This is a genomic window from Halalkalibacterium halodurans (genome assembly GCF_005671335.1).
Classification (GTDB): domain Bacteria; phylum Bacillota; class Bacilli; order Bacillales; family Bacillaceae_D; genus Halalkalibacterium; species Halalkalibacterium halodurans.
Map to the genome: position 1 here is coordinate 1,870,172 of NZ_CP040441.1, position 24,686 is coordinate 1,894,857.

The window sequence follows — 24,686 nt, forward strand, 5'->3', positions numbered from 1 at the left end:
TCGATTGACTTATTTTTTATGCTAATTGTATAAGAAAAAGGATAGGACTGCGACAAGCTTATTTTAATTAAAAGGGGTTACGTTCTATTATAAAAAGACGGACACGAGCTTTCAAGTAATCTACAGTCTACTAAAATAATGAAGAAGTCCCATCGCGCAAACCGGTAAATCCATTTGCAAATGCTTATACACTTTATGGTCATCAGTCACGCCGTTTTCCCTTAGGTGAGCAGTCACTTTATCCAACAGGCGATTGGCTAGTTTTTCTGGGCGTTCACCATGTAGATAGGCTGATTCCCCCAATGTCACAAACAGATCAAGCCAGTTTGCCAACTGCTTGTAGACTTCTGCTGGCTGATGAGACACGCCAAAATGACCAAAATAGATTCGTCCTACTTTGTAATTTTCAATTTTTTTAAGTGATTCGAGCATGGCACTAGGATCGAACTGGTTCGGTGATGTAGAGGGGAGAATAAATTCCAACCCATCTTGCGCTAAAGGTTCATAGCGTACCCCCAACGTATCACCTGTAAAAATACCATTTGTCTCTTCATCGTAAATACTCACGTGATGATTGGCATGTCCACGCGTATGCAAAAAGGTCAGTCCTTGAATCAGCGTATCGCCCTCTTCAACCGAGATCAATTTGCTTTCGGGAACTGGAATCACCGGATCAAATAGGGCATCAAAATGTGATCCGTATACTTGTCTAGCTCCAGTTATTAGACGGGAGGGGTCAAGCAAATGACGAGCTCCTTTCGGATGAACATATACATCCGCATTCGGACAATGGGAAAGGAGCAGTCCAACGCCCCCTGCATGGTCTAAATGAATATGAGTAAGAACGATGTGACGGATGTCTTTTGGATCAATCGTAAGTTGTTTAAGTCCTTTTAATATGTAAGGCACTGATTGACTCGGTCCTGTTTCAACAAGCGTTAATTCTTCTCTAAGCAATAAGTAACTTCCGGTGCGTCCTTGCAAATTGAGGTCAAATCCATCGATTAACATTATATCTTCTGCTACAGATTGTATTTGCCCCATCATAACCCCCCTCATTTACTCATTCGTGAAAACCTTTACAAATAGTGTAAAATGAAAAGGGGAGAAGCGCAATGGTCCATATCACCCAAGGGAAAGAGCCAGACGTGTTTCATGTCGTCTGACTCTTTTCATCCGTTATTTTTGATCGTAGCGAAGTTCGTTCAACCGTAGGAGATGCTCCATTCGTTCCACCCGCGCTTTTTCTAGCTCTTCGTTAAGGCTGATCAACGTGAGCTCCATTTTCGATAACGTGACAAACACATTTTCTTTTTGATCAAGCTGATGCTGTGTCGTAAGCGATAAGTAGGTCGTTAATAAGTTCGGAATGTCTTCACGAAGCATACGCCGAACAGTATGGCGCTCTTCAAAATCAAGCAATTGAAAATCGGGTACGAGCTTCTCCGTTTGAATGGCGATCCGTTTTAAACGACTTTCAAGCAATGGATCAAGGGCAAAATGGGAAAGCTGCTGGATAAATCGTTCCGTTTCTAGATGTAAAAGCTGTAAATCATTCTGGCTAGCAGCCGTCCGTTCTTGATGGCCAATCGTTAAAGCGGAAATCGAGGCTTCCTTGGAGGATTGAACGCCTAAAAATGCGTCATCCAGTCGATTGATATGGTAGAAAATTCCTTTAAATAAAGGGGATTCCCGAATTGATCGGACATGGGAGCGCCCATCTTTCATGTAATAGATGGAAGCTTCCTTCGTTTTTCCGATCCCATCTTTTGCCTTCACATATTTCCGATAACAGTCAATGAAAATTTTCTTTTTGACGGCGGCTGTTGAATATTTCGTATCAAACATCATAACGCGAATGTGCTTATGATTAAGCTTCACATGTATACGTCGCTCTTTATGCTTCCGGCGTACTGAGCGTTTCATGTTTTTTCCGTTTGACTGCTCAATAAGCTTCGTTAATATTCGTTCGGTATCGGCGATTAACTCCCGTGTGGCTTGGTCACTTATAATGTGCGAGTCAACTGGCTTCCGGGCGTTCGGTACAAATAGATGAAAGAAGGGCCACTCCTGAAGCATTTTCATCCGCCCACCTCCTCTCACTAACTAAATATGGTATGTTCATGATGAGGACGTTGATTTGCTTTCGATGAGCTTCGTTTTCATTTCCTTATTTAACGTATCTAACTCTGCAATGAATTTTTTACCGGATGAAACGATTCGTTCATTGGATTGTTCAGTTAATTCGATAGCAGCAAACACATCTTGGTACGCTTTTCTAAACGACTCGATCGCGATGGCAGGTTCCTCGAGCGTTTTTAATGTGTCCTCCGTATTTTTCTTCAACATTTCAGCATTAGACAACAGCATATTTTCCGTTGCTTCGTTCACGTTTTGTACAGCGTTGATCACTTTCTTTTGATTACCCAATGCTAGCTGGATAGAAGCAGTGACGGTGATGATGTTTTTCGTCATCGTAATCGCATTAAAAATCGCTTCCTCGAGCTTTTCATTATTTTCAACGATCAGATCGACAGACGCGAGGGATTGCTGTAAGACCATAATGGCTTGGGACATGTTTTTAATTCTAGAAATGACCTTTTGTTGTCCTTTTTTTAAAGCTGTCGGATTGTTTTTCCATTCCTCTGATGTCATTTCCGACTCAAGCATCGCATTAAGCTGCTTCCCCATTTCAATCTGCTCTTCAAGGTGGCTGATTCGTTCACGCGCTACTCCTTTTAACTGGGTGAGCATTAACGTATCTTCCTGCAATTTATCTTTTCCGGTTAACAAGGCTTCAATGATATTTTCCACCTGTGCTTCCACGGTTTTATATCGTTGAGCGTATTGCTCCATGGGACTACGCCCAAGAATTTTATTCACAAATTTTTTTACGGCTCCCTGTTTTAGGTGATCGGGTTCAAGTTGAGAAACCACTTCCTTCAGTTGGTGCAACTTTTGCGGAAGATGATTGTTTTCGTCATTCATCATCTCTTTAACCGGTCGCTTTAACGCTTCAAGGGATTCCCCAGCTTCCCGCTGCGCCTCTTCACCTAATCCACCGAGAGACTCGATGAGCTCGTCAAGGTTTGATGTCGATTTAAATTTTTGCAGCAATTCTTCACTCTCATGTTTAACTCGTTGTTCCATGTTTTCTTGTTCTGACATACTTATCCCTCCATCCACCACCAAATGGCGTGTTGCTATATTTACGTAGCAAATAAAATGTTGGTTGCAAAGGTGTTCTAATTGCAATAGATCTCCCTTTATTATGCAGGAAGGGACAAAACATGACAACAATCTCGGGACTGAAATTCATTGCGCCTTCTGACGGCTATTCGGTAAAGTAAGTGTAAACAAACAAAACAAGGATGGTCATGCCCATGTGCTTACTTACGTTTGCTTATCAAACGAACAAACGATTTCCATTTGTTTTTGCGGCCAATCGAGATGAATACTATGATAGACCTACTTTATTTGCCCATGAGTGGAAAGAGGACCCAAATGTGATTGGAGGTCGCGATCTTAAAAAAGGGGGAACATGGCTAGGGTTCACAAAGGAGGGAAAAATAGCAGCACTAACGAATGTGCGAGATTCTTTTAAACATAGCGGGATTCCTTTTCAATCAAGGGGCTTTATTGTCCAGGACTATTTAACTAGTAATACCTCTGCTCAGCTTTTTATGGAACGCCTAATCCAAACGGCTGATGAGTTTGATGGCTACAACCTCGTTTTTGGTTCATATCATGACCTATATTATTATACGAACCGGATGGAAAAAGGAGAAAAACTAAAGCCGGGCTATTATATGCTCAGCAACGGACAAATGAACAGCCACTGGCCGAAAGCCGTGAAAGTGCGGACCCACTTGCAGTCTGTGCTTGAAAGAGAACAGGACATAGAGACGATCATCAAAAAGTTGCTTGCGATCATGCAGGATGAAGAGCGATTTCCTGATGAGCAGTTACCAGATACGGGGGTCGGAATTGAATGGGAGCGTATCCTGTCGCCGATTTTTATTAACGGGAAAACGTATGGGACAAGGGCTACGACTGTGATCATTTGCACTGATGAAGGAGAGAGCTTTTTTCTAGAATGGAACTACGGACCAATGGGTATTTTTTTAGAAAAGCGAGAATTTCATATCCAATTACCTTCAAGTTATTTAAATATGAAGAAAGACTACGAATGATTTGAAGGTGATGGCGATATTCCTTTCGTAAAATGGTGAAGGTTTATTAAGAAAACACACTATATTGTTCGGATATAGACATTTGTCCATATGCGGGATATTTTGGCAATAAAATAATCTTTGTCATTTTCTGTTGTTATAAAAATACATTAAAATAAATTAATATTCAACCTAATCACACCTTGATGATTGGTCTTTAAAAAAATTTTTTAAGGAAAACCCACGAAGAAAGCGTTTTCATCGACTGGATTTGAAAGTTTTAATTTGCCGAAATGTCAGAAAAATGATATTATCTTGTATATTAGCTCAAAGCATGCTGTGAAGTGTGATGAGGTTTTTACTTTTAGGAGAAAGGTTGATGCCTATGCAAAACTATGGATACCCGAAGAAACAAGGCCTATACGACCCACAGTTCGAGCATGATAACTGCGGTATTGGCTTTTTGGCTCATATGAAGGGACAAAAATCACACAAAATCGTTGAAGATGCGCTTCACATCTTGTGCAACTTAGAGCACCGTGGGGGACAGGGTGATGAAGTCAATACAGGAGACGGCGCAGGAATTCTGTTGCAACTTCCTCATCGTTTCTTCCAAAAGGTAACTGTAAGCGAAGGCATCTCATTACCGGAGGAAGGGAAATACGGTGTTGGGATGCTGTTTTTGCCACAGGACGAATCGTTGCGTCGCGAAACTGAACGGAAGCTCGAGGCGATTGTCAATGAAGAGGGACAAACGTTCCTTGGTTGGCGAACCGTTCCGACTGATGACTCAATGCTTGGCAATGCGGCAAAAGCAGCCATGCCATACATCCGTCAATTGTTTATTCAAAAAAGCGAAAATGTAAAGGCAGGACTTGATTTTGAACGAAAGCTCTATGTCATTCGCAAGCGGGCGGAGAATGAAATCGGCCCATTGGTGGAAAGCGGATCTTTTTACTTTGCAAGCTTCTCGAGCCGGACAATCGTATACAAAGGAATGTTGACAACAGAGCAGGTGGATCAATTTTATTTAGATGTAGTGGACCCAGACTTTGAAACAGCTTTAGCGCTCGTCCATTCCCGTTTTAGCACAAACACATTCCCAAGCTGGGAGCGTGCTCATCCGAATCGTTACATGATTCACAACGGTGAAATTAACACCGTAAAAGGGAACGTGAACTGGATGCACGCACGAGAAGCCAGATTTGAATCTGAAGTGTTTGGGACGGATCTTAATAAAATTCATCCGGTCATTGACCAAGAGGGCAGTGACTCGTCCATGTTTGACAATACGATTGAGTTTTTAAGTTTATCTGGACGCTCAATGGCCCATGCAGCAATGATGATGATACCAGAACCTTGGCAAAACGATGAGCACATGAGTAAGGAGAAAAAGGCGTTTTACCAGTTTCATAGTACATTGATGGAGCCTTGGGACGGTCCGACAGCGATCGTATTTACCGACGGAACTCAAATCGGTGCCTGTCTTGATCGGAACGGCCTTCGTCCATCGCGGTATTACGTTACAAAAGATGATTATATTATCATGTCATCAGAAGTAGGCGTTCTCGACATTGATCCAGAAAATGTTCTTTACAAAGAGCGTTTGCACCCTGGTCATATGTTGCTCGTTGACCTTGAGGAAGGGCGGATCATTCCAGATGATGAGATTAAACATCAAATCGCGAATGAGCACCCTTATGAGGAATGGGTGAAAGAAAACCTCGTTCAACTGGAAGATGTATTAGAAACATCCCATGTGGAAGATACAGATTTCGGCAAGTTACGTGAGCGTCAATTAGCCTTTGGTTACACGTACGAGGAACTAACAAAAATGATTCAACCGATGGTGAAAGAAGGGGAAGACCCAGTCGGTTCCATGGGGTATGATTCACCGCTTGCTGTTTTGTCAAAACGGCCACAGCTTTTGTTTAATTATTTTAAACAATTGTTTGCCCAAGTAACGAACCCGCCAATTGACGCGATTCGTGAAAAAGTGGTCACTGCAGTAGGAACAACCATTGGTGCTGAACGTAACTTGTTAAACCCGGAACCGTTAAGTTGTCGGCACATTTATTTACCATCACCAATCTTAAACAATGAAGAATTGGCAAAGTTAAAGCACAACAAGATGGACGGGTTTACGTCAACGACCTTGTCGATCTTATTCGATGCGAAGTCAGGTGCCAAAGGACTTGAGGCAGCATTGGAAAACTTGTTTGCTGAAGCGGATCAAGCGATTGAAGCCGGAAAAACATTGCTTATTTTAAGCGATCGCAAAATGGATGAAACGAATGCTGCTATCCCATCTTTGCTCGCTGTTAGCGGTTTGCATCACCATTTAATTCGCAAAGGAACGCGTACGAAAGTAAGCATTCTTCTTGAATCTGGAGAACCGAGAGAAGTTCATCATCATTGTGTTTTGCTTGGTTACGGGGCAGAGGCGATTAACCCATACCTCGTATTTGACTCAATCGATGCCTTATTGCGCGATGGTTTGTTAGATAATATCTCATATGTGGAAGCGGTAGAGAATTATGTAAAAGCAGCGGTGAAAGGAATTATGAAGGTACTCTCTAAAATGGGTATTTCAACCATTCAAAGTTACCGCGGTGCGCAAATATTTGAAGCGGTCGGAGTGGACGAATCGGTCATTAATCAATATTTTACATGGACAACGACACGGATCGGTGGTGTGACATTAAAAGAGATTGCTGAAGAAGTGTGCCTTCGTCATGAACGAGCTTTCTCTGAGCAAGAAGGTGTCGATAAAGCGCTAGATCCTGGTGACGATTTACAATGGCGACGTAACGGAGATCCGCACCAGTATAATCCACATACGATTCACATGCTTCAGCACGCATGTCGTAAAAACGATTATGACCTTTATAAAAAATATGCGTCGGCTATCAACGAGCAAGAAAAGGAGCAAACGACGTTACGCGGTCTGTTGAAATTCACTACTGACCGGAAACCTATTTCATTAGAAGAAGTAGAGCCTGTTGAGGAAATTGTGAAACGCTTTAAGACAGGGGCGATGTCGTTCGGTTCGATCTCAAAAGAAGCACATGAGACATTGGCAATTGCAATGAACCGACTTGGTGGAAAAAGTAACACCGGTGAAGGGGGAGAGGACCCAGATCGCTTCACTCCAGACGCGAATGGTGATCTTCGTCGCAGTGCCATTAAGCAAGTAGCTTCTGGCCGTTTCGGTGTGACGAGTCATTATTTAGTCAATGCAGATGAAATTCAAATTAAAGTGGCCCAAGGAGCGAAGCCTGGAGAAGGTGGACAACTGCCCGGAAATAAAGTCTATCCGTGGGTAGCGGAAGTACGTGGATCTACACCTGGCGTAGGGCTTATTTCACCACCTCCTCACCATGACATTTATTCGATTGAAGATTTGGCAGAGCTCATCCACGATTTGAAAAATGCGAACCCGCAAGCACGGATCAGTGTGAAACTCGTAGCTGGTACAGGCGTCGGGACGATCGCGGCAGGTGTAGCAAAAGGTCGTGCAGATCACGTAGTCATTAGCGGCTATGATGGTGGAACGGGAGCTGCTGCTCGAACCAGTATTAAACACGCAGGACTGCCGTGGGAAATTGGGCTTGCAGAAACCCATCAAACACTCGTACTAAACAATTTGCGTGACCGCATTTCCATTGAGACGGATGGGAAGCTTATGACAGGTCGTGATGTCGTGATTGCGGCGCTGCTTGGTGCAGAGGAATATGCATTCTCTACAGCTCCACTCGTAGTACTAGGCTGCATTATTATGCGCGTTTGTCATTTGGATACGTGCCCGGTAGGAATTGCTACGCAAAACCCAGAACTGCGTAAAAAATATATGGGTAAGCCTGAGCATGTGGTTAACTACATGACATTTGTTGCACAAGAGATCCGCGAAATCATGGCAGAACTTGGGTTCCGCACAGTTGATGAGATGATAGGCCGGACCGATGTTCTTGAACAGAATCGCAACATTGATAACTGGAAAGCCGTCCATGTCGATCTCTCAAGCTTGCTCTATCAGCCAAAGCCAGGACAGCAGGAGAAAAACTACAAGACGATCGAGCAGGATCATCAGCTTGAGCAATCACTCGATATGACAAAGCTTTTAGACATTTGCCGACCAGCGTTAGAGCGCAAAGAAAAAGTGCAGGCAGCTGTGTCGATTAAAAACATCGATCGTGTCGCTGGTACAATTGTAGGTAGCGAGATTAGCAAGCGTTATGGTGCTGCTGGTCTGCCGGAAGATACGATTGAGCTTACGTTTAAAGGCTCAGCAGGGCAAAGCTTCGGCGCCTTCATTCCGCGTGGGATGACGCTTCACCTTGAAGGGGATGCGAACGACTATACAGCAAAAGGATTGTCTGGTGGGAAAATCATCGTCCGTCCACCTGCCGGCTCGACCTTTAAAGCGGAAGAGAACGTGATTATCGGGAATACGTCGTTCTACGGAGCCACGAGTGGAGAAGCGTTTATCCGTGGTCAAGCAGGCGAACGATTCTGTGTTCGTAACTCAGGTGTCAATGTGGTCATTGAGGGAATGGGTGATCATGGGCTTGAGTACATGACAGGTGGTCGTGTCATCAACTTAGGAAAAGTTGGTAAAAACTTTGGTGCTGGTATGTCTGGTGGTGTCGGCTATATTTACGACTATGATGGGACGTTTGAGAAAAAATGCAACAAAGAAATGATTCTCCTTGAATCGTTATCAGATGAAGGAGATGTGGCCTTCATTAAGTCCATGCTTGAACGTCACTTGGCTTACACCGATAGTGACCTAGCTAAATCGATTCTTGCAGACTGGAATCAAGCAAGGAAACGATTTATTAAAGTCATCCCTAAAGATTACAAACGCATGCTCGAGGCGATTGAGCGAGTGAAGCGGGAAGGGTTATCTGATACCGAAGCGGTCATGGTTGCGTTTGATGAGAATAAAAACGATAAAAGCAGAGTTGGCGGTAAATAACTTGTTTAATCGACGGAGCGGTGACCTTGATCACCGCCCGTCTAATATGCATGAAGAGATCGAGAAAAATCGTTCGTAGTTTGGAGTGAGTGCTATGGGGAAACCAACAGGATTTATGGAATATAAGCGGGAAACACCTCCAAAGAAAGACCCCTTTGAACGCTCAAAAAACTGGCAAGAGTTTACCCTTCTTATGCCGGAGAGTGCATTGAGACAACAAGGGGCACGATGTATGGATTGTGGTGTTCCATTTTGTCAAACAGGGACGTCAATGGATGGTTCTGGGGAGATTGGTTGCCCCGTCTATAACTTGATTCCAGAATGGAATGACCTCGTGTATCGCGGTCACTGGAAGGAAGCGTTAGAACGTCTACACAAAACGAATAACTTTCCAGAATTTACAGGACGAGTTTGTCCTGCTCCGTGTGAAGGCTCGTGTACGGTTGCGATCAGCGACGACGCTGTTGCAATAAAGAGCATGGAATTCCATATTGTAGAACGTGGATTCCAGGAAGGTTGGATTGTGCCTAACCCTCCTAGATCGAGAACAGGCAAAAAAGTAGCTGTCGTCGGTAGCGGTCCTGCAGGCTTAGCAGCAGCGGCTCAATTGAACAAAGCCGGTCATTGGGTAACGGTTTTTGAACGAGAAGATCGCATCGGCGGGCTGTTGACTTATGGAATTCCTGATGTAAAGCTTCCGTATCACGTAGTGGAACGTCGAATCAACCTTTTAAAAGAAGAAGGGATTGAATTCCGCACGAATGTTGAAATTGGAAAAGATGTTTCAGCAAAGCAGTTAAAGGACGACTTTGACGCGGTCGTTTTATGTACAGGTGCGACAAAGCCACGTGATGTAAATGTTAAGGGCAGAGAGCTCAAAGGTATTCACTTCGCCATGGACTTCTTAACAGCAAATACGAAAAGCCTATTAAACTCGAACCATCAAGATGGTAACTATATTTCCGCAAAAGGGAAGCATGTCGTTGTGATCGGTGGTGGAGATACGGGGGCTGATTGTATTACAACCTCTGTCCGTCATGGGGCAAAATCGATTACGCAATTTGATATTAATCGTGAAAAATCAAACGAACGGCCTGACAATAACCCATGGCCTTTGTTCCCAATCGTCCATACGGTAGAGGACGGCCATAAAGAAGCGGCTGCTGTTTATGGAAAGGACCCGAGAGCTTATCAAGTCATGACGACAAAATTTGTCGGTGATGCTGAAGGTCATGTGAAGGAAATTCATACGATTTCTGTGGAAACAACCGTGCATCCTGATGGAAGCAAAACCCGTGTTGAAATTCCAGGCACCGAGAAAGTTTGGCCAGCTGACCTTGTGTTTCTAGCTGTAGGATTTACGGGGCCAGAAGAACAGCTTGTTCGTGAACTAGAGTTGGAAACTGATACACGTTCGAACATTAAAGCTGAGTATGGTAAATATGAGACGAGCTTAGAAGGTGTTTTTGCTGCCGGTGATAATCGCCGTGGACAGAGCCTTGTTGTTTGGGCGATCCACGAAGGTCGTGAAGCGGCACGAGAATGTGATAAATATTTGATGGGAGCCTCGAATTTACCGTAATGACACACAATTCTGTTATGGAATTGTAATAGTATTTTCATAGCTTTCATGAGAAAATAATAGAAACGGAGCGTTCATACTTCGATGGACGCTCCATTTTTTGGATATTTAAAGGATAAGAAAAACGGTCGCTTCCGCCAGTGGTGGCAAGTCAAGTTTTTCTAAACGTTTTTCATGAAAGGGCGTAGGTTGTCATGGTCAAATGGATGAAAAGAGGAGTACTTGTCTCCACGGCGCTCATTACACTTGGCTTCGCTTCCCCAACAGATGTTGTAAGAGGGACGGAAAATAGTTCACTACCTGAAAAGTCAGAAAACACGGACAATGGAAAGCCGATCATTTACCGCGTAGATGCGGATTCGTATGGATTATATGATTCGGTTCTGAAAACACCAAATCATTATGTGCATCTGGCAGATGAAACAACCGCTAGATTATTTGCCGACGGTATTATTGAAGAAGCGTATGAGCAAAGTTTAAAGAAATTTGGTCCAGTTATCGCAAGAAAAATTGGTTCCATGTACGAAGAAAAAATCTTACCTGAGTTTAAACATGCTATTGTGGATGCGGTTGCAGGCATGCCAGTAGATGATCTGAACGATTTAAAGGTGTCCGATGATCCTGCTAGTGGGCAAGGTGAGAAGATTGTTCATCTCTATCATCAAAAAACAGGGAACGACCTATTACGACTCCACGTGCGGAGAGACCAGCCACCAAAGCAAGGGTATTGGTTTAATTTTCACTATCATTCCTATGAGGATCAATTCCAATCTCATCGCGAATTAGGAACGGTTTTTTGGGGGAAAAACATGCCTCCCTATTGGCAAGCATGAGTATAATGTAATTACAAATCAAAAGCTGCTCATTATGAGCGGCTTTTTTCTTTGGTTGATTCATGGGATCGTTTATGTGTGATCGCCGTTTATGTCCTTGTACTTACGTAAGTTACAGCATAAACGAAAACCCTAATTCATTTCTGAGATAACATAAGGATACCTTCGATTCTGTTTTAGTGTGGTGACTTTCACATTATCAGAAGGTATCCTTTTTGTGTATGTGCATAACTATACGGACGTTTCCAAGTAGCTTGTCAAAAGCACGGGACGCCTGCGGGAAAAGCCAGAGCTGAAGATCGATCGGGGAAATTTTCCCCGATTAGCGGAAGCCTCGCCCGCGGCACGCGAGTATTTTTAGAAACAATCAATCCTATATAAAAAACACTCGTATTAACTGAATTTTACAATATAGTTCTTTAGGTACGGATTGGTTTAGTGTTTCATATGGTTCATAAAAAGTAGTAGTTCATAGGGGGTGGTTTTGGATTTATTTGTAATAAATAAACCTATTTTACTAAAATAAAATGAAATTTTCTAAGTAAATATACATAAACTTAAGGCGGGTGGAAATAAAATGTGGTACTCTATTACTAGATAACGCAGATATACATAGAGAGGAAAATGGAGGGAAGCTCGTATGGTTAAACAGTGGAGCATGATTTTATTTGCGTTTGTTCTTTTTATTGGGGTATGGGCCCTTGCTGTCATTAAGTTAAATAGCGAATCAAGTGCTCCGCAAGAGATGCTTAGTGATGAAGTCGTTGAGCGGGAAGATAACCTAACGTATCAGTTTGGACGTGATGATTCTCAAGCGATTAATTTGCAAGAAAGCCAGTATGAAGAATCAGAGGTTATAGAGAAACACGAGAAAAACAATGAAAAAGTCGAACGATCGATTAAACGCGATGACAAATGGATTGATCTAAGAAAGTATGATCTTTCTGTGATTTCGACACCATCTGGCGTCCCAATCGATGATTTGCTCGATTTGCTTGAGATTCAGTAAGATGGTTCATAGGATGTTTAAATTTGTTCCGTTCCCGGGCTCGATACTTTTGATAGGATAAAGATAGAACAAAAGGATGAGAGGGGCATGGAAATGAAGCAATGGTTAAGGACGAAGTCTCCTCTTTTAAAGTGGGTACTTCGTCTTCTTTTTGCGTACGTTTGCGTAATAGTGGCAACACTTGCATTAGCGATCATTTCGATTTTTATTACGTTTACTTTTGTGATCATTGATACGATTAGTGACTCTACCCATTTAGGCGATTTTGCAGAAGCCTATTTTGTTCCAGTTTCTGAATTTTTATGGGACATGTTCCTCTGGCTTGTTCCAGGATTGTAGTGTAGGATGGGAGGGAAACGATGACAGAAGAAATCATCATTGTACTTACCGTATTTGGATTTTTTCTAATGACAGGTGTTTGTGGTGGGCTCGGTGTTTTTGGTATGCTGACAGGGAGGCGCAAGCTAGCCAAATGGGGGCTTGCTACAGGTTTTGCCTTTATCGCCATCTATGTTGTGTTCATGTTTATGAGGTTGTAAAGAAAGGGTGGACGTATGAACGTTGGAGATTTTGTGCGTGGTGTTTATAAAACTGGGGTATACGCAGGAGAATTAATGCAGGTCGAGCAAGAGAAGGGGCGTGCCCTTGTGAAAGTTTTGGCTGTTCTAAAACATCCGATGCAAGGGGATTTACATAACCCAAAAGAAGCTAACGTTCCTTTCTTTCATGAACGGAAGGCATTAGCTTACTACGAAAAAGCATGGATGCCCTTATCTCAATTAAAGCCGTTTGAAGGAGAACCCTCAGCTTATGAGGCGTCTCTTGAGAAGGCTTTACAGGAGATGAAGAAATCGTTGGCAAGTGATACAAGTGAATGGGCCAAACGTTCTATTGAAGTGTTAGCCCAAGTTGAAAAGGAGTATGGACGGTAAAAGGTCCGTACTCCTTTTCCATTCACATTATGAATAAGTGAACAATAAAGGGGTATTAACCAGTGATGTCTAGCGAAGCGCCAGTATCATCGGTTCGCAAGCTACTATGATTCCTTTATCCAGATTGCTTCGTTCTAGGCGGCTACGTTGTTTAGCGAGCGCTTTGCCCTTTTCTTATGAGCCATCGAAAATGCCTGCTTGCCAGAGACGGATACTTAAATCAAGTAAAAACACATCATCTGGATTGTTAAGTGAGCAACCGGTGAGAGATTCTATTTTCCTAAGTCGATAGAGTAACGACTGTCGGTGCAGGTTTAACTGTCTTGCGGTTTGACTCACATTACTTTTATTACGATGGTAGGTTTGAAACGTGTTCACGAGATCAATTTTCCGGTCAACTGAATAAACGAGAAGAGAATGAAGGAGACTATCGGTCATCTCACGAAGCTCTTGATTGTCTATTAAACTGAAAAGAACTCGATCGATCCTTGTATCGGCATACAGACTTTGGCACCCTGGTCCCCGTTGTTTACGGCCAACGGTTAGGGCCTTTCTCGCTTCCTCAAAACTTTCATGAAACTGTTTGTAGCCGGAGGTCTTACTAATTCCCCAAGAAAAAAACAAATGGGGAAAGAGCAAACTCATTCGTTGCTGAAAGCTTTGAATGTAAGTGTAAGCTGTCTCCGTACTACGGTCTTGAACAACCTCTAAAAATACAATCAGATACTCTTTCGCATAGGTAGCCATCACTTGCAGGTGTAAACTTTTGGCTACATCGTATGCTTCCTCTTCTAGACAACGAGTCACCCCTTGTAACCAATGATCGAATGTCCCAATTTGTTCTCGGTCTTGTTGATAGAGCTGTGAAATGTTTTCTGGCATCGCCGTTAAGCAGAGATAAGGTAAATGGACTTGATAGCCAAGAGATTTTGCTCTCGAGAGGGCGGTATCCCAGGAGCTTACGTCTCCTTTCGCTAAGCTCCAAACGAAATCCCCTTGCAGACGCCATTCCGTTTCTTTGGCAGCGTGTTCATGAAGAAAGTGAAGAGCAACCGCCGTTGTGACATGTTCAAAAAGTGCCATCTGCTGTTCTAATGTATGCTCCTCCGAGGCTGTGCCAATGAGTAAATAACCTTGAATCTCGCCAGCAGAACGAATGACTAACTGTAAGGCAGCAGACTCGTCATCATGGAGCCATTTTGATGAACCGGATGGGGCATGGACCGATGGTTGATAAGCGATGACCTCGTGCGAAAAGGAGGAGTGCCAAATACGTTCTAGTTGATCACTATTCTCGCTTTTTCCTCGAATGACGCCCCGTCGGTCTAGCAGTAAGATCGGTGCGTCGAATACGTGTGATACATGCTCGGCAATTTGATGAAAGGTGGTACCATTGAGAATCATTTCCAATAGCTGTTTCCTTAAGCTTTCTGCTTGCTCAATTTCTTTTTGCTTTCGTTGCTCCATCTGTAATAACACACTTTGAATCAAATCGGCAAACCGAAGCTCCCATGGGATTTCGAGCAAAATGAGCCCATGAGTACTTGCGTAGTGAAGTACACGATCTGGGATATGCTTGACAAATCGCCCCATGGCAATGGCGAGCGCTGCAGCATTGGAAGCAGCAATATCGTGGACGAATTGAAGAAAACGCTCCTCATCTTCCCCACAGCCGATCCCTGTCGTTAAAACAAGCTCGTTTTCCCTGACGAAGTTTTCGACAGGTGTTTCGATGACAGAGACCCACTCGACTGGCTGAGTTTGGAGAGAGGCTTCTCCTGTTTGCACGACCGCATCACCCATTAGCTCCACTACGTCAGAAACGGTCAAATTCATAACAGACCACCTCCAGTTCATCCCTTTGGTTTCATTGTACAAAGAGGCAAGCCCATACTACAAGAAAGATCGCAACATTTAGACAATTTGTTCAACAGCCGTTTGAAAACTTCTTACACAATGGTGAATGGATTTATTTGTAAAGAGTAATAGAATGGAAGTATCAAACGGTCAGGAGGGATCTAGATGAATCCTCATATGATGATGAACGACAAAGCACTTGGAACGAAAGCTGTATGGGCTGGAGAACGATCCTTTTTAGCCTATGGGGCAACACAGGTACCGATCGTCCATAGCGTATCTTTTGGGTATGATGATGTGGATGAATGGTATGAAGTAGCAACAGGTAAAAAAGATGGGCACATTTACGGTCGCAATACAAATCCAACTGTTCAGGCGTTTGAAGAAAAAGTGCGGGAGCTGGAGTTTGCAGAGGCTGCCACAAGCTTTGCCACGGGTATGGCGGCGATCTCAAATTCGTTATTGACCGTATTAAAGCCAGGAGATCGTGTCGTCTCGATAAAAGATACGTATGGTGGGACGAATAAAATTTTTTCAGAGTTTTTACCCCGTTTAAAGATAGAAGTGACGCTTTGCGAAACAGGAGATCATGAAGCCCTCGAAAGGGAAATCACCAAAGGTTGCACTCTTGTATATTTAGAAACACCAACGAATCCGACAGTTAAAATTACCGATCTGGAACGAATCACGTCATTTGCTCACGAGCATAATGCGCTCGTGTTTGTTGATAACACCTTTGCGACACCGATCAATCAAAATCCACTGCTTACTGGAGCCGATTTAGTCATTCATAGCGCAACAAAGTTTCTTGGCGGTCATGCGGATGCTTTAGGCGGTGTTGCTTGCGGAAACAAAGAGCTTGTATCGGCCATTTACCATTACCGAGAAATTAATGGCGCAACCCTTGACCCGATGGCAGCTTATTTGCTGTTAAGAGGGATGAAGACGTTAAAGCTCCGCGTTGAAAAGCAGCAAGAAAACGCAATGAAAGTGGCGAGATTTCTTACCGAACATGACAAAGTGAGAGCTGTCTACTACCCAGGATTAGAAACCCATCCTCACCATGAGGTTGCCAAGCGACAAATGCGCGGTTTTGGCGGTATGCTGAGCTTTGCGTTAAAAGGAGAGATGGAAGCTGTGCGGAAATTCCTCCCAGCTTTAACTTACGCTAATCGGGCAGCCAACCTTGGAGCAGTTGAAACGACGGTCGGCCCTGCTCGAACGACAAGTCATGTAGAGAACACGCCAGAAGAACGGGCAGCACTCGGAATTCCTGAAGGATTGGTCCGGTATTCAGCTGGAATTGAAGATGCCGTTGATCTTATAGAGGATTTGTCCCAAGCTCTTGACTCGATTACTTAATCCGAATGCGAGGTGAACGAAATGACACAAAAAGTTGCTTTAATTGGGTTCGGCGGTGTGGCACAAGGGTTCATTCAAATTTTAAGAGAGCGGGGCGAGGAGCTCCCAGAGCATATACAAGTCGTTTCGATCACGGATTGGCGACGGGGGGCGGTACACGATCCGAATGGACTTGATTTGGATTTCATTGCGGAAATAATTGAAACCGATGGGACGTTTGAGCATTATCCTGAACGGTCTGGCGTCATAAAGGGATGGAATAGCTTTGAAACGATTCAGCAAACGAATGCAGACACCATTGTGGAAGTGACCTTCACCGATGTGTTAACCGGACAGCCGGCCATTGATCACTGCAAGGAAGCTCTGCGTCTCGGTAAGCATGTCGTGACGACAAACAAAGGGCCCATCGCTGTTGCCTATCAAGAGTTAAAGGAGCTTGCCGATGCAAACGGCGTTCAGCTGCTGTATGAAGGAACGGTGATGAGTGGCACCCCGGCCCTAAGGCTACCTGAACATACATTAATTGGTAACAACATTCAAGAGGTTAAAGGCATTCTGAACGGAACGACCAACTACATTTTAACAGAAATGGAACGAGGAAAAACGTTTGAGCAAGCTTTGCAAGACGCACAAACGCTCGGATATGCTGAAGCAGACCCGACGAGCGACGTTGAAGGATACGATGTTCTTTACAAAGTAGTTATCCTCGCAAATGTAATGATGGGCATTCCTCTGAAGCCATCAGATGTGGAGCGTGTAGGGATTTCCCACTTGACGCCTCGTGATATAAAGGATGCTCATGCAGCGGGAGAACGGTGGAAGCTTATCGGTCGAGTGAAAAAAGAGGGGGAGCGGACGATCGCAACCGTTAGGCCTGAGCGTCTGCCGCTCACCGATCCTCTCGCCAATATTAACGGCGCGATCAATGCGATTACGTATGAATGTGACATTTCTGGGCCGATCACTTTGATTGGAGCTGGAGCTGGAGTGAAAGAAACAGGCTTTGCCTTATTAATCGACTTATTGCATGTGAACAGATTAGGGGAGTGAGGTGAGAAGAGATGCATACACAAGTCGTACAAGAGAGAATGCTCATTAGCGATCAATGGCAGCACGGCCAGCAATCAATAGAGGTGATAGACCCCGGAACGAATCACGTCATCGCTACTGTTCCAGCGGCAACGGAAGCCGATGCGAAGGCGGCGATCGAAGCGGCAAAAGAAGGAGCGGAAATAGCACGTCAAATGCCGATCCATGAGCGCGCAGCTATTTTGAAAAGAACAGCAGAAATTGTGACACGGGATCGTGAGCTTTTTGCGCAAACTATTGCGAAGGAAGGGAGTAAAACGATCCGTGAAGCAAGAAGCGAAGTAAGACGTTGCATTGAAACGCTCACATTAAGCGGCGAAGAAGCCAAACGATTGCACGGTGAAACGATCCCCTTTTCACAAATGCCTGGTCATGAAAGGCGTGTTGGCTACTTTTACCGTTTTCCGCTCGGAATCATCGTGGCCATTACGCCGTTTAATGATCCACTTAATTTAGTCGCTCATAAAATCGGACCAGCGATTGCAGCTGGCAACAGTTTGATTATTAAACCGTCAAGTTTCACCCCGTTAAGTGCCCTTCGTCTCGTGAAAGCATTGGAGGAGGCAGGATTACCGAAAAAAATTGTGCAAGTGATCACAGGACACGGATCGGTGATCGGTCCTACCTTGACGAAGCATAGAGATGTTCGCTTGATCTCCTTTACAGGTGGCTATGAGACAGGTGAAAAAATTGCCCGCTCGGCTGGTGTCAAAAAGCTTGCAATGGAGCTCGGGTCCAATTCGCCGACGATTGTTTTACAAGATGCTGAGCTAATGGAGGCTGTTGCTTCTTGTGTATCCGGTGCGTTTTGTGCCGCAGGGCAAAATTGTATCGGCGTTCAACGGATCTACGTGGAACAATCGGTATTTAACTCGTTTATCCAATCGTTTGTTGCTCAAACAAAGCAATTACGACTTGGTGATAAACAATTGGAGGAGACCGATATAGGGCCGATGATCTCGGAAAAGGAAGCGAAACGAATTGAGCGCTGGGTTGAGGAAGCGAAGGAGGAAGGAGCTCGGGTTCTTACGGGCGGACGGCGAACCGGAGCCTACTTCGAGCCAACCGTTTTAACGAATGTAAGCCCAAGTTCCCGATTAGCGAAGGAAGAAGCCTTTGCCCCCATTGTGATCATTGAGGGTGTCCATTCACTTACAGAAGCAGTAGCCCGCGCGAATGATGTGGATTTTGGCTTACAAGCAGGTTTGTTTACGAACAATTTAACGGCTGCTTTTTCGGCAATTGAAAAGCTTGAAGTGGGTGGAATCATGGTAAACGATTCGAGTGATGTACGAATTGATGCGATGCCATTTGGTGGAATAAAGAAGTCAGGACTCGGGAGAGAAGGGGTTCGCTATGCGATCGAGGAAATGACGGAGCAGAAGGTAGTCGCTTTTCATTTGCCCGAACATAAAATATAAGTAAAACGATGATATGGCCGTCTAAAGATGACGACAAGTCACGCTTCTTAAGTAAAGATTAGGAAAGAAAGAGGGGTGGAGTCCGTGTTTTCGTTAATGGAATACCGCTATCGCTTGAATGAAACGAAAAAACGGATGATGGATGAAGGGATTGATGTCCTTCTCGTTTCAAATCCATCAAATATGTATTATTTAAGCGGCTATTCCGCTTGGAGTTTTTATGTCCATCAGCTTCTTGTCGTGACGCTTGACGATCCTCAGCCCCTTTGGATCGGACGGGAGATGGATGCTTCTAGTGTAGTCAAGACGACGTGGCTAGATGAGCAACAAGTCATTCCGTATCCAGACCATTATGTTCAATCGGAAACACGGCATCCGATGGATTTCGTCACAAATATATTAAAGGAAATTGGTCAAGGAAACCGAACGATCGGTGTTGAAATGGATGCCCATTATTTTACTGGGCTCTGCTATCAACGGCTTCAGCAAGGGTTGACAAACGGGGCGTTTAAAAATGCAACAACGCTTATCAATTGGGTCCGACTCATAAAATCCGATCAAGAAATCCAGGTGATGCGAAAGGCGGCAAAAATTGCAGAAAACGCTATGAAGGCAGCTTACGATACGGTAAATGTAGGCGTGCGTGAGTGTGATGTGGCTGCGGCCATCAGTCACGCGCAAATTAAAGGAACAGCTGAGTTTGGCGGGGATTATCCATCGATTGTTCCGATGCTGCCGACGGGTGAAAATACGTCATGTCCCCATCTAACTTGGACAGATCGGACGTACCAAGAAGGGGATTATTTAACTGTCGAAATCGCAGGGTGCTATAAACGATACCATGTTCCGATCGCTCGGACCGTCTCTCTCGGGGTCGCACCTGAGCATGTAAAGGAGCTAGCAAAAGTGGTTATTGAAGGCATACACGAAACGTTACAAATGATTAGACCTGGAGTGGCTGCGGAAGAGGTTGCTGCTACATGGAGTCAATCCATCAGCAAGCATGGGTTTGAAAAAAACTCTCGTCTTGGTTATTCGATCGGCCTAAGCTTTCCACCCGATTGGGGCGAGCATACCGTAAGTTTGCGCCAAGGGGACCGAACGTTACTAAAACCGAATATGACGTTTCATTTAATGCCAGGTATTTGGTATGAGGACTACGGAGTTGAAATTACAGAGAGCATCCGAATAACCGATGATGGGGTGGAGTTGTTGACGAATGTTTCTCGAGAGATTTTTGAAAAGCCCCCTTCTCCTCCGTTGTGGGTCGATGGTAATTGCGCAATCAAACGAGATGTTGACTAGCCGTAGCAATCGCTGCGGTTTTCCTATAGTGTATAGGAAAATCGTTCGGTTCTCGTTTTTTTAGGTTTTCGAAAGGTGCCTCTCTTGCGTTATCGTGTTAAAATATAGGGAAAAGACATCCGTGTATGGGAAGAGGAATGATGGAATGACTCAAATAAAAGAAAGGGCATTAAGTACTCTTTGTTACTTGACCTGTGTGTTCTACCTCGTTCACCTATTTTTCCCCTCCGTTTGGCTTCAGATGACATATGGAATGTTAGCTGCCATTTTGTTTTTTTACGCATTTCCGCTTCTCTCACTTGTGAGCAAGATTGTTGTCGTTGCTCTTATAGGGATAGGCGGTTTTTGTTTTTGGATAGAGGGGGCGAGCGGAAGTACGCTTGTTTTCAGCTTCGGGCAAAATCTAAACATTATCTCTATGTTTTTATTTATCCCATTTATTAGCACTTTTCTGTCTTCTGTTGGCTACATCGACTCGATGAAGCATTGGGTGCAAAAACAAGAGCAAAAGAGGAGGCTTCGGCCCGATCATACGGCGTTTTGGTTGACATCAATCGTAGGCTTGCTTCTTAATTTTGGCTCGCTTGCAATCGTAAAACGGATCATTGAAGGTAGTTTCTCTTCGTTCCGTGAACAGCGGTTAATGCTCGTGATTTTACGTGGATTTGGCTCATGTCTACTCTGGTCACCATTTATGGTAAACATCGGGTTAATATTAACGATTTTTGACCTTTCATGGTATCAGATTGGCGGATTTGGCTTATTAATGGCTTTGATTTATATCTTTTTATTTTGGCTCTTTTACCCAGCTATTCAATTTGATACTGACCCTGTCATTAAATATCATCCAGTCGATAGGAGGAAAGAAGAGGGTGAGACAACGATTAAGCCGTTTGTCGCGTTTTCCGTCTTGCTGATCGCTAGCTGCTTTACGTTAGATATGCTCTTTAATGTGAACATGGTCACGATTGTCACGATTTTAGCTGTGCTGTTCCCATTTTTATGGGCAGTGGTGATGAAACAAGTACATACGTTTTTTCAATCTGTAATAGAACAACTATTTACGGCTTTTACAAGGTTAAAGCAAGAGTGGGCAATCTTTGTTAGCGCCGGCTTCTTTGCCGTCGCCCTTTCAGAAACTGCCTTCGGTACGTTTGCATCCGAATGGCTATACCGGTTGGCAAACGGGTCTGTTTTCATCGTGAGCGGACTTATTATCTTATTCGCTGTTATTCTTGCACAAGTAGGGATCCATCCGGTAATAGTCCTAACAGGGATCGGCTCGTCCATTTCGCCGGAAGCCTTCGGAATTAGTTCGGCGTATTTGGCGCTTGTTTTAATCGTTAGTTGGACGCTATCTACCCAGCTCTCGCCTTTTTCAGGGCAAGTTCTCTTATCGGCTCATTTGGTAAAAAGACCTGCGCACATTCTTATTCGCCGAAATATTGGATTTATTTTCACTCAATGGGTAGTCCTAACGAGTGTACTCTATGGCTTACATGCTATGAACTGGCTGTAAGTTTTTGTATGAAAGGAGAGGGGAGCGTATGAATCGCTGGCTTACTTATTTTCTTGTTTTTTTCGTTATGGTGTTATGGGGATTAAATGTGGTGATGTTAAAACTACTCGTCACATCGTTCCCACCCGTTACGATGACCGCGCTCCGCATTTTTGTTGCCGGCTTTGTTGTTCTGCTCGTCTTACTTCTTTTAAAAACATTCCGGCAGCTGACGGCGACGGAGTGGAAATATGTCATATTGGCAGCTATCTTCGGTGTTTTAGGACATCATTTCTTTTTATCGATCGGGTTAACGATGACGTCTGCATCCAATGCTGTTTTAATTTTGGCACTGCTGCCACTTACGACTTCGCTTTTGGCTATCCTTTTATTAGGTGACATGTTGACACGCTGGAGGGGTTTCGGAATTTTCCTTGGACTTATCGGTGTTTGTACAATTGTTCTTTTTGGAGAAGGGGGACTGGCAGGAATTCGAACGGGGGATGGCGTGATTTTCTTAGCGATGATGATTCAAGCCCTCAGCTTTGTTTACATAAAAAAAGCAACAGATACGCTGGATGCGAAGCAAGTGACAGGAATGATGCTTCTGATCGGCTCATTGCTATTATTTGTGACAAGTCTTATCATTGAGCCAAATGGTCTTGCCTCGATGGGAGATAAAGCACTGTGGATTTGGTGGGTTTTTGCCATTTCCGCCGTGTTTGCGACGGGTCTTGGGCACATTATTTATAATCAAGCGATTCATCAGCTAGGTACAGGTGAAACGGCGATTTTTAACAATTTGGTCCCGTTTTTTGGCCTTTTGTTTTCTGCGCTTTTTTTAGGCGAAGTGATTGCCCTTGCTCAAATTGCAGGCTTGCTTTTTATCGTTGCAGGGGTCATCCTTGGTACTGGACATGTAGACGCTTGGATGCAGAAGCGTAAACGTCGCTTCGATCAAGTAGGATAATGGAAAAAAGCACAGGATGATTCTTCTGTGCTTTTTCATAAGTAAATTTAGCTAACAAACATATTGAACTGTGGGTTGATCGCTAGCTCTAATTGCCGCTGTTCTTCAGCCGTTAGCGGAACGAGGGGAAGGCGTACATGCCCAACAGGAAGCCCTTTTAGTTCAAGAGCAGCTTTCACTGCCGTTGGGTTGGGTGTCATAAATAAAGTTTTCATGAGCGGTAGTAGTTTCCGATGGATCGCTGCTGCCCGCTCTACTTGCCCTGACAAAAATAATTGCACCATTTCTTGCATTTCATTTCCGATGATGTGCGAAGCAACAGAGACGACTCCTGTCCCGCCGATCGATAAGAGCGGTAATGTCAATGAATCATCCCCACTGTAGACGCTAAAGTCTGCAGGAGAATGTTCAATAATTTCAGCAATCTGATCAAGATTGCCGCTTGCTTCTTTAATCGAAACAATATTTCTTAGTTCAGCAAGGCGTAGCGTCGTTTCCGCATCCAAGTTGACACCGCTTCTTCCGGGAATGTTGTAAAGCATGATTGGTAAGGAAGTGGATTCGGAAATGGCTTTAAAGTGTTGAAATAAGCCTTCCTGAGATGGCTTGTTGTAGTAAGGGGTCACGAGCATGATACCGTCCACACCTAAATCTTCTACTTTTTTACTCAGCTCAATCGAAGCCCTCGTATTGTTGGAGCCTGTTCCTGCGATGACGGGAACTCGGCCACCTGCGGCTTCCACTACGGTGTGGAAAAGGGCCATTTTTTCATCTGTCGTTAACGTGGGCGATTCGCCAGTGGTTCCACCAACGACAAGGGCATCGCTCCCATTGGCAATTAATTCATTTACAAGTTGACAGGTCGCTTCTAGGTTCACTTGGTCCTGTTCGTTGAACGGTGTGACCATCGCTGTAACAATCCGTCCGATATTCATTCCGTGCATCCTCCTCTATTCATGGTTGAAATTGAAGTACGTGATCGGTTGTCTCATTGGTGAATAGAGCTATACGACCTCATCGCAAAGAAAAAGTATACGACATCAAAAAAGCAACAATGAGAGGGCTCATTGTTGCATGGTATGTGTTGATTAACAACCATTCCGATGCGTGAGATAGCCCTCCATATAGCAACATCCGCTATATGACAGTTCTGTATTTATTTAATACAGAACCAGCCTTCAGAACATGAGATTCTTCCAGCTTCGGCAAATTCCCCTTTCCACAATTCTCAACGGATCTCATTCTCCTCCAATTGTGTACTCTTGGTTTTTGCACCTCTATCCTCACTTCAATAATAAGAAGTTGAGATATATGTGATTGTGTCTCCACCTTAACAAAAGATGATTAAGAATGCAATGTGAAATCAATATTTTCGCTTAAGTTTATGTAAATAGTGAGGAAACACTTCTTTATTCGTGAGGGAAGATTAAATTGTTTTTCAAATGAAGGGAATGCAATCGTTCTGTGGTTTGCTTAATGTTTTTGGACGATGTTGAGAAGCCTGTCTAATTCTTGACTACATCTGACGGTAATTTCAGCAGTTAACCCATATTTTGCAGCTAAATTAAGCATTTGCTCTCGTTTTTTTTCAATTTGTTTCACAACCATCAATGTTCAGCTCCATTATTCGTATTTCTTAAACAACATTCAGATGATTTTAATCACACGATGACTATTA

Annotated in this window: 20 protein-coding genes and 1 riboswitch; of the genes, 14 read left to right on the forward strand and 6 right to left on the reverse strand. The window is 43.9% G+C overall.

The features are described from left to right. Positions 1-120: 120 nt before the first annotated feature. The 3 genes from FED51_RS09265 to FED51_RS09275 all read right to left on the reverse strand — a co-directional run bounded on the left by FED51_RS09265 (position 121) and on the right by FED51_RS09275 (position 3,168). A complete protein-coding gene (locus FED51_RS09265) occupies positions 121-1,044 on the reverse strand; it encodes an MBL fold metallo-hydrolase (RefSeq protein ID WP_053431326.1) in 924 nt (307 codons plus the stop codon). A gap of 135 nt (positions 1,045-1,179) precedes the next feature. Then, complete coding sequence (locus FED51_RS09270; protein WP_010897886.1) at positions 1,180-2,085, reverse strand: hypothetical protein; 906 nt, start codon at positions 2,083-2,085, stop codon at positions 1,180-1,182. 36 nt (positions 2,086-2,121) lie between these two features. Then, complete coding sequence (locus FED51_RS09275) at positions 2,122-3,168, reverse strand: toxic anion resistance protein (protein WP_010897887.1); 1,047 nt, start codon at positions 3,166-3,168, stop codon at positions 2,122-2,124. Positions 3,169-3,383: 215 nt separating this feature from the next. Here FED51_RS09275 and FED51_RS09280 point away from each other — a divergent pair, with 215 nt between their 5' ends. From FED51_RS09280 to kapB, 8 genes are all read left to right on the forward strand, one after another. Further along, positions 3,384-4,193, forward strand: a complete 810-nt coding sequence (locus FED51_RS09280) for an NRDE family protein (RefSeq protein WP_010897888.1) — start codon at positions 3,384-3,386, stop codon at positions 4,191-4,193. A 364-nt stretch (positions 4,194-4,557) separates the two neighbouring features. After that, positions 4,558-9,150 (forward strand): glutamate synthase large subunit, encoded by a 4,593-nt coding sequence (gene gltB / locus FED51_RS09285; protein WP_053431993.1) that lies wholly within the window; start codon positions 4,558-4,560, stop codon positions 9,148-9,150. Between the two features lie 94 nt (positions 9,151-9,244). Beyond that, entirely contained in the window at positions 9,245-10,732 is a 1,488-nt protein-coding gene (locus FED51_RS09290) for a glutamate synthase subunit beta (RefSeq protein ID WP_010897890.1), read from the forward strand. Between the two features lie 194 nt (positions 10,733-10,926). Beyond that, the gene (locus FED51_RS09295) at positions 10,927-11,565 is read left to right on the forward strand and encodes a YpjP family protein (RefSeq protein WP_010897891.1); all 639 of its coding nucleotides are present in this window, start codon (positions 10,927-10,929) and stop codon (positions 11,563-11,565) included. Between the two features lie 640 nt (positions 11,566-12,205). Continuing rightward, positions 12,206-12,574: a hypothetical protein gene (locus tag FED51_RS09300; protein WP_010897892.1), complete on the forward strand. Its 369-nt coding sequence runs from the start codon at positions 12,206-12,208 to the stop codon at positions 12,572-12,574. Between the two features lie 87 nt (positions 12,575-12,661). Next, entirely contained in the window at positions 12,662-12,913 is a 252-nt protein-coding gene (locus tag FED51_RS09305; RefSeq protein WP_138090445.1) for a hypothetical protein, read from the forward strand. Positions 12,914-12,933: 20 nt separating this feature from the next. After that, on the forward strand, positions 12,934-13,113 hold the full coding sequence (locus FED51_RS09310; protein ID WP_053431323.1) for a hypothetical protein: 180 nt from the start codon (positions 12,934-12,936) through the stop codon (positions 13,111-13,113). Positions 13,114-13,128: 15 nt separating this feature from the next. Then, the gene (gene kapB, locus FED51_RS09315) at positions 13,129-13,506 is read left to right on the forward strand and encodes a kinase-associated lipoprotein KapB (protein WP_138090447.1); all 378 of its coding nucleotides are present in this window, start codon (positions 13,129-13,131) and stop codon (positions 13,504-13,506) included. A 174-nt stretch (positions 13,507-13,680) separates the two neighbouring features. Here the strand turns inward: kapB and FED51_RS09320 are convergent, their stop codons facing one another. Further along, entirely contained in the window at positions 13,681-15,342 is a 1,662-nt protein-coding gene (locus tag FED51_RS09320; protein WP_010897896.1) for a PucR family transcriptional regulator, read from the reverse strand. Positions 15,343-15,528: 186 nt separating this feature from the next. On the opposite strand from FED51_RS09320, the gene FED51_RS09325 reads away from it, so the two are divergent. From FED51_RS09325 to FED51_RS09350, 6 genes are all read left to right on the forward strand, one after another. Beyond that, the gene (locus FED51_RS09325) at positions 15,529-16,725 is read left to right on the forward strand and encodes a cystathionine gamma-synthase family protein (RefSeq protein WP_175414314.1); all 1,197 of its coding nucleotides are present in this window, start codon (positions 15,529-15,531) and stop codon (positions 16,723-16,725) included. A gap of 21 nt (positions 16,726-16,746) precedes the next feature. Then, positions 16,747-17,775 (forward strand): homoserine dehydrogenase, encoded by a 1,029-nt coding sequence (locus FED51_RS09330; RefSeq protein ID WP_138090451.1) that lies wholly within the window; start codon positions 16,747-16,749, stop codon positions 17,773-17,775. 11 nt (positions 17,776-17,786) lie between these two features. Beyond that, on the forward strand, positions 17,787-19,235 hold the full coding sequence (locus FED51_RS09335; RefSeq protein ID WP_138090453.1) for an aldehyde dehydrogenase family protein: 1,449 nt from the start codon (positions 17,787-17,789) through the stop codon (positions 19,233-19,235). 84 nt (positions 19,236-19,319) lie between these two features. After that, entirely contained in the window at positions 19,320-20,540 is a 1,221-nt protein-coding gene (locus tag FED51_RS09340) for a M24 family metallopeptidase (RefSeq protein WP_175414315.1), read from the forward strand. Between the two features lie 145 nt (positions 20,541-20,685). After that, entirely contained in the window at positions 20,686-22,059 is a 1,374-nt protein-coding gene (locus FED51_RS09345) for a hypothetical protein (protein WP_138090455.1), read from the forward strand. 28 nt (positions 22,060-22,087) lie between these two features. Continuing rightward, a complete protein-coding gene (locus tag FED51_RS09350; protein WP_138090457.1) occupies positions 22,088-23,008 on the forward strand; it encodes a DMT family transporter in 921 nt (306 codons plus the stop codon). Between the two features lie 47 nt (positions 23,009-23,055). Here the strand turns inward: FED51_RS09350 and dapA are convergent, their stop codons facing one another. Together dapA and FED51_RS09360 are read right to left on the reverse strand one after the other, a co-directional pair. Next, positions 23,056-23,943: a 4-hydroxy-tetrahydrodipicolinate synthase gene (gene dapA / locus FED51_RS09355; protein ID WP_010897903.1), complete on the reverse strand. Its 888-nt coding sequence runs from the start codon at positions 23,941-23,943 to the stop codon at positions 23,056-23,058. A 170-nt stretch (positions 23,944-24,113) separates the two neighbouring features. Next, positions 24,114-24,296: riboswitch (Lysine riboswitch) on the reverse strand. A gap of 185 nt (positions 24,297-24,481) precedes the next feature. Further along, a complete protein-coding gene (locus FED51_RS09360; protein WP_010897904.1) occupies positions 24,482-24,616 on the reverse strand; it encodes an aspartyl-phosphate phosphatase Spo0E family protein in 135 nt (44 codons plus the stop codon). Positions 24,617-24,686 lie beyond the last annotated feature (70 nt).

Coding starts and splice junctions, on each gene's coding strand:
- FED51_RS09265 (WP_053431326.1), bottom strand. CDS start 1,044: ATGGGGCAAATACAATCTGTAGCAGAAGATATAATGTTAATCGATGGA.
- FED51_RS09270 (WP_010897886.1), bottom strand. CDS start 2,085: ATGAAAATGCTTCAGGAGTGGCCCTTCTTTCATCTATTTGTACCGAAC.
- FED51_RS09275 (WP_010897887.1), bottom strand. CDS start 3,168: ATGTCAGAACAAGAAAACATGGAACAACGAGTTAAACATGAGAGTGAA.
- FED51_RS09280 (WP_010897888.1), top strand. CDS start 3,384: ATGTGCTTACTTACGTTTGCTTATCAAACGAACAAACGATTTCCATTT.
- gltB (WP_053431993.1), top strand. CDS start 4,558: ATGCAAAACTATGGATACCCGAAGAAACAAGGCCTATACGACCCACAG.
- FED51_RS09290 (WP_010897890.1), top strand. CDS start 9,245: ATGGGGAAACCAACAGGATTTATGGAATATAAGCGGGAAACACCTCCA.
- FED51_RS09295 (WP_010897891.1), top strand. CDS start 10,927: ATGGTCAAATGGATGAAAAGAGGAGTACTTGTCTCCACGGCGCTCATT.
- FED51_RS09300 (WP_010897892.1), top strand. CDS start 12,206: ATGGTTAAACAGTGGAGCATGATTTTATTTGCGTTTGTTCTTTTTATT.
- FED51_RS09305 (WP_138090445.1), top strand. CDS start 12,662: ATGGAAATGAAGCAATGGTTAAGGACGAAGTCTCCTCTTTTAAAGTGG.
- FED51_RS09310 (WP_053431323.1), top strand. CDS start 12,934: ATGACAGAAGAAATCATCATTGTACTTACCGTATTTGGATTTTTTCTA.
- kapB (WP_138090447.1), top strand. CDS start 13,129: ATGAACGTTGGAGATTTTGTGCGTGGTGTTTATAAAACTGGGGTATAC.
- FED51_RS09320 (WP_010897896.1), bottom strand. CDS start 15,342: ATGAATTTGACCGTTTCTGACGTAGTGGAGCTAATGGGTGATGCGGTC.
- FED51_RS09325 (WP_175414314.1), top strand. CDS start 15,529: ATGAATCCTCATATGATGATGAACGACAAAGCACTTGGAACGAAAGCT.
- FED51_RS09330 (WP_138090451.1), top strand. CDS start 16,747: ATGACACAAAAAGTTGCTTTAATTGGGTTCGGCGGTGTGGCACAAGGG.
- FED51_RS09335 (WP_138090453.1), top strand. CDS start 17,787: ATGCATACACAAGTCGTACAAGAGAGAATGCTCATTAGCGATCAATGG.
- FED51_RS09345 (WP_138090455.1), top strand. CDS start 20,686: ATGACTCAAATAAAAGAAAGGGCATTAAGTACTCTTTGTTACTTGACC.
- FED51_RS09350 (WP_138090457.1), top strand. CDS start 22,088: ATGAATCGCTGGCTTACTTATTTTCTTGTTTTTTTCGTTATGGTGTTA.
- dapA (WP_010897903.1), bottom strand. CDS start 23,943: ATGAATATCGGACGGATTGTTACAGCGATGGTCACACCGTTCAACGAA.
- FED51_RS09360 (WP_010897904.1), bottom strand. CDS start 24,616: ATGGTTGTGAAACAAATTGAAAAAAAACGAGAGCAAATGCTTAATTTA.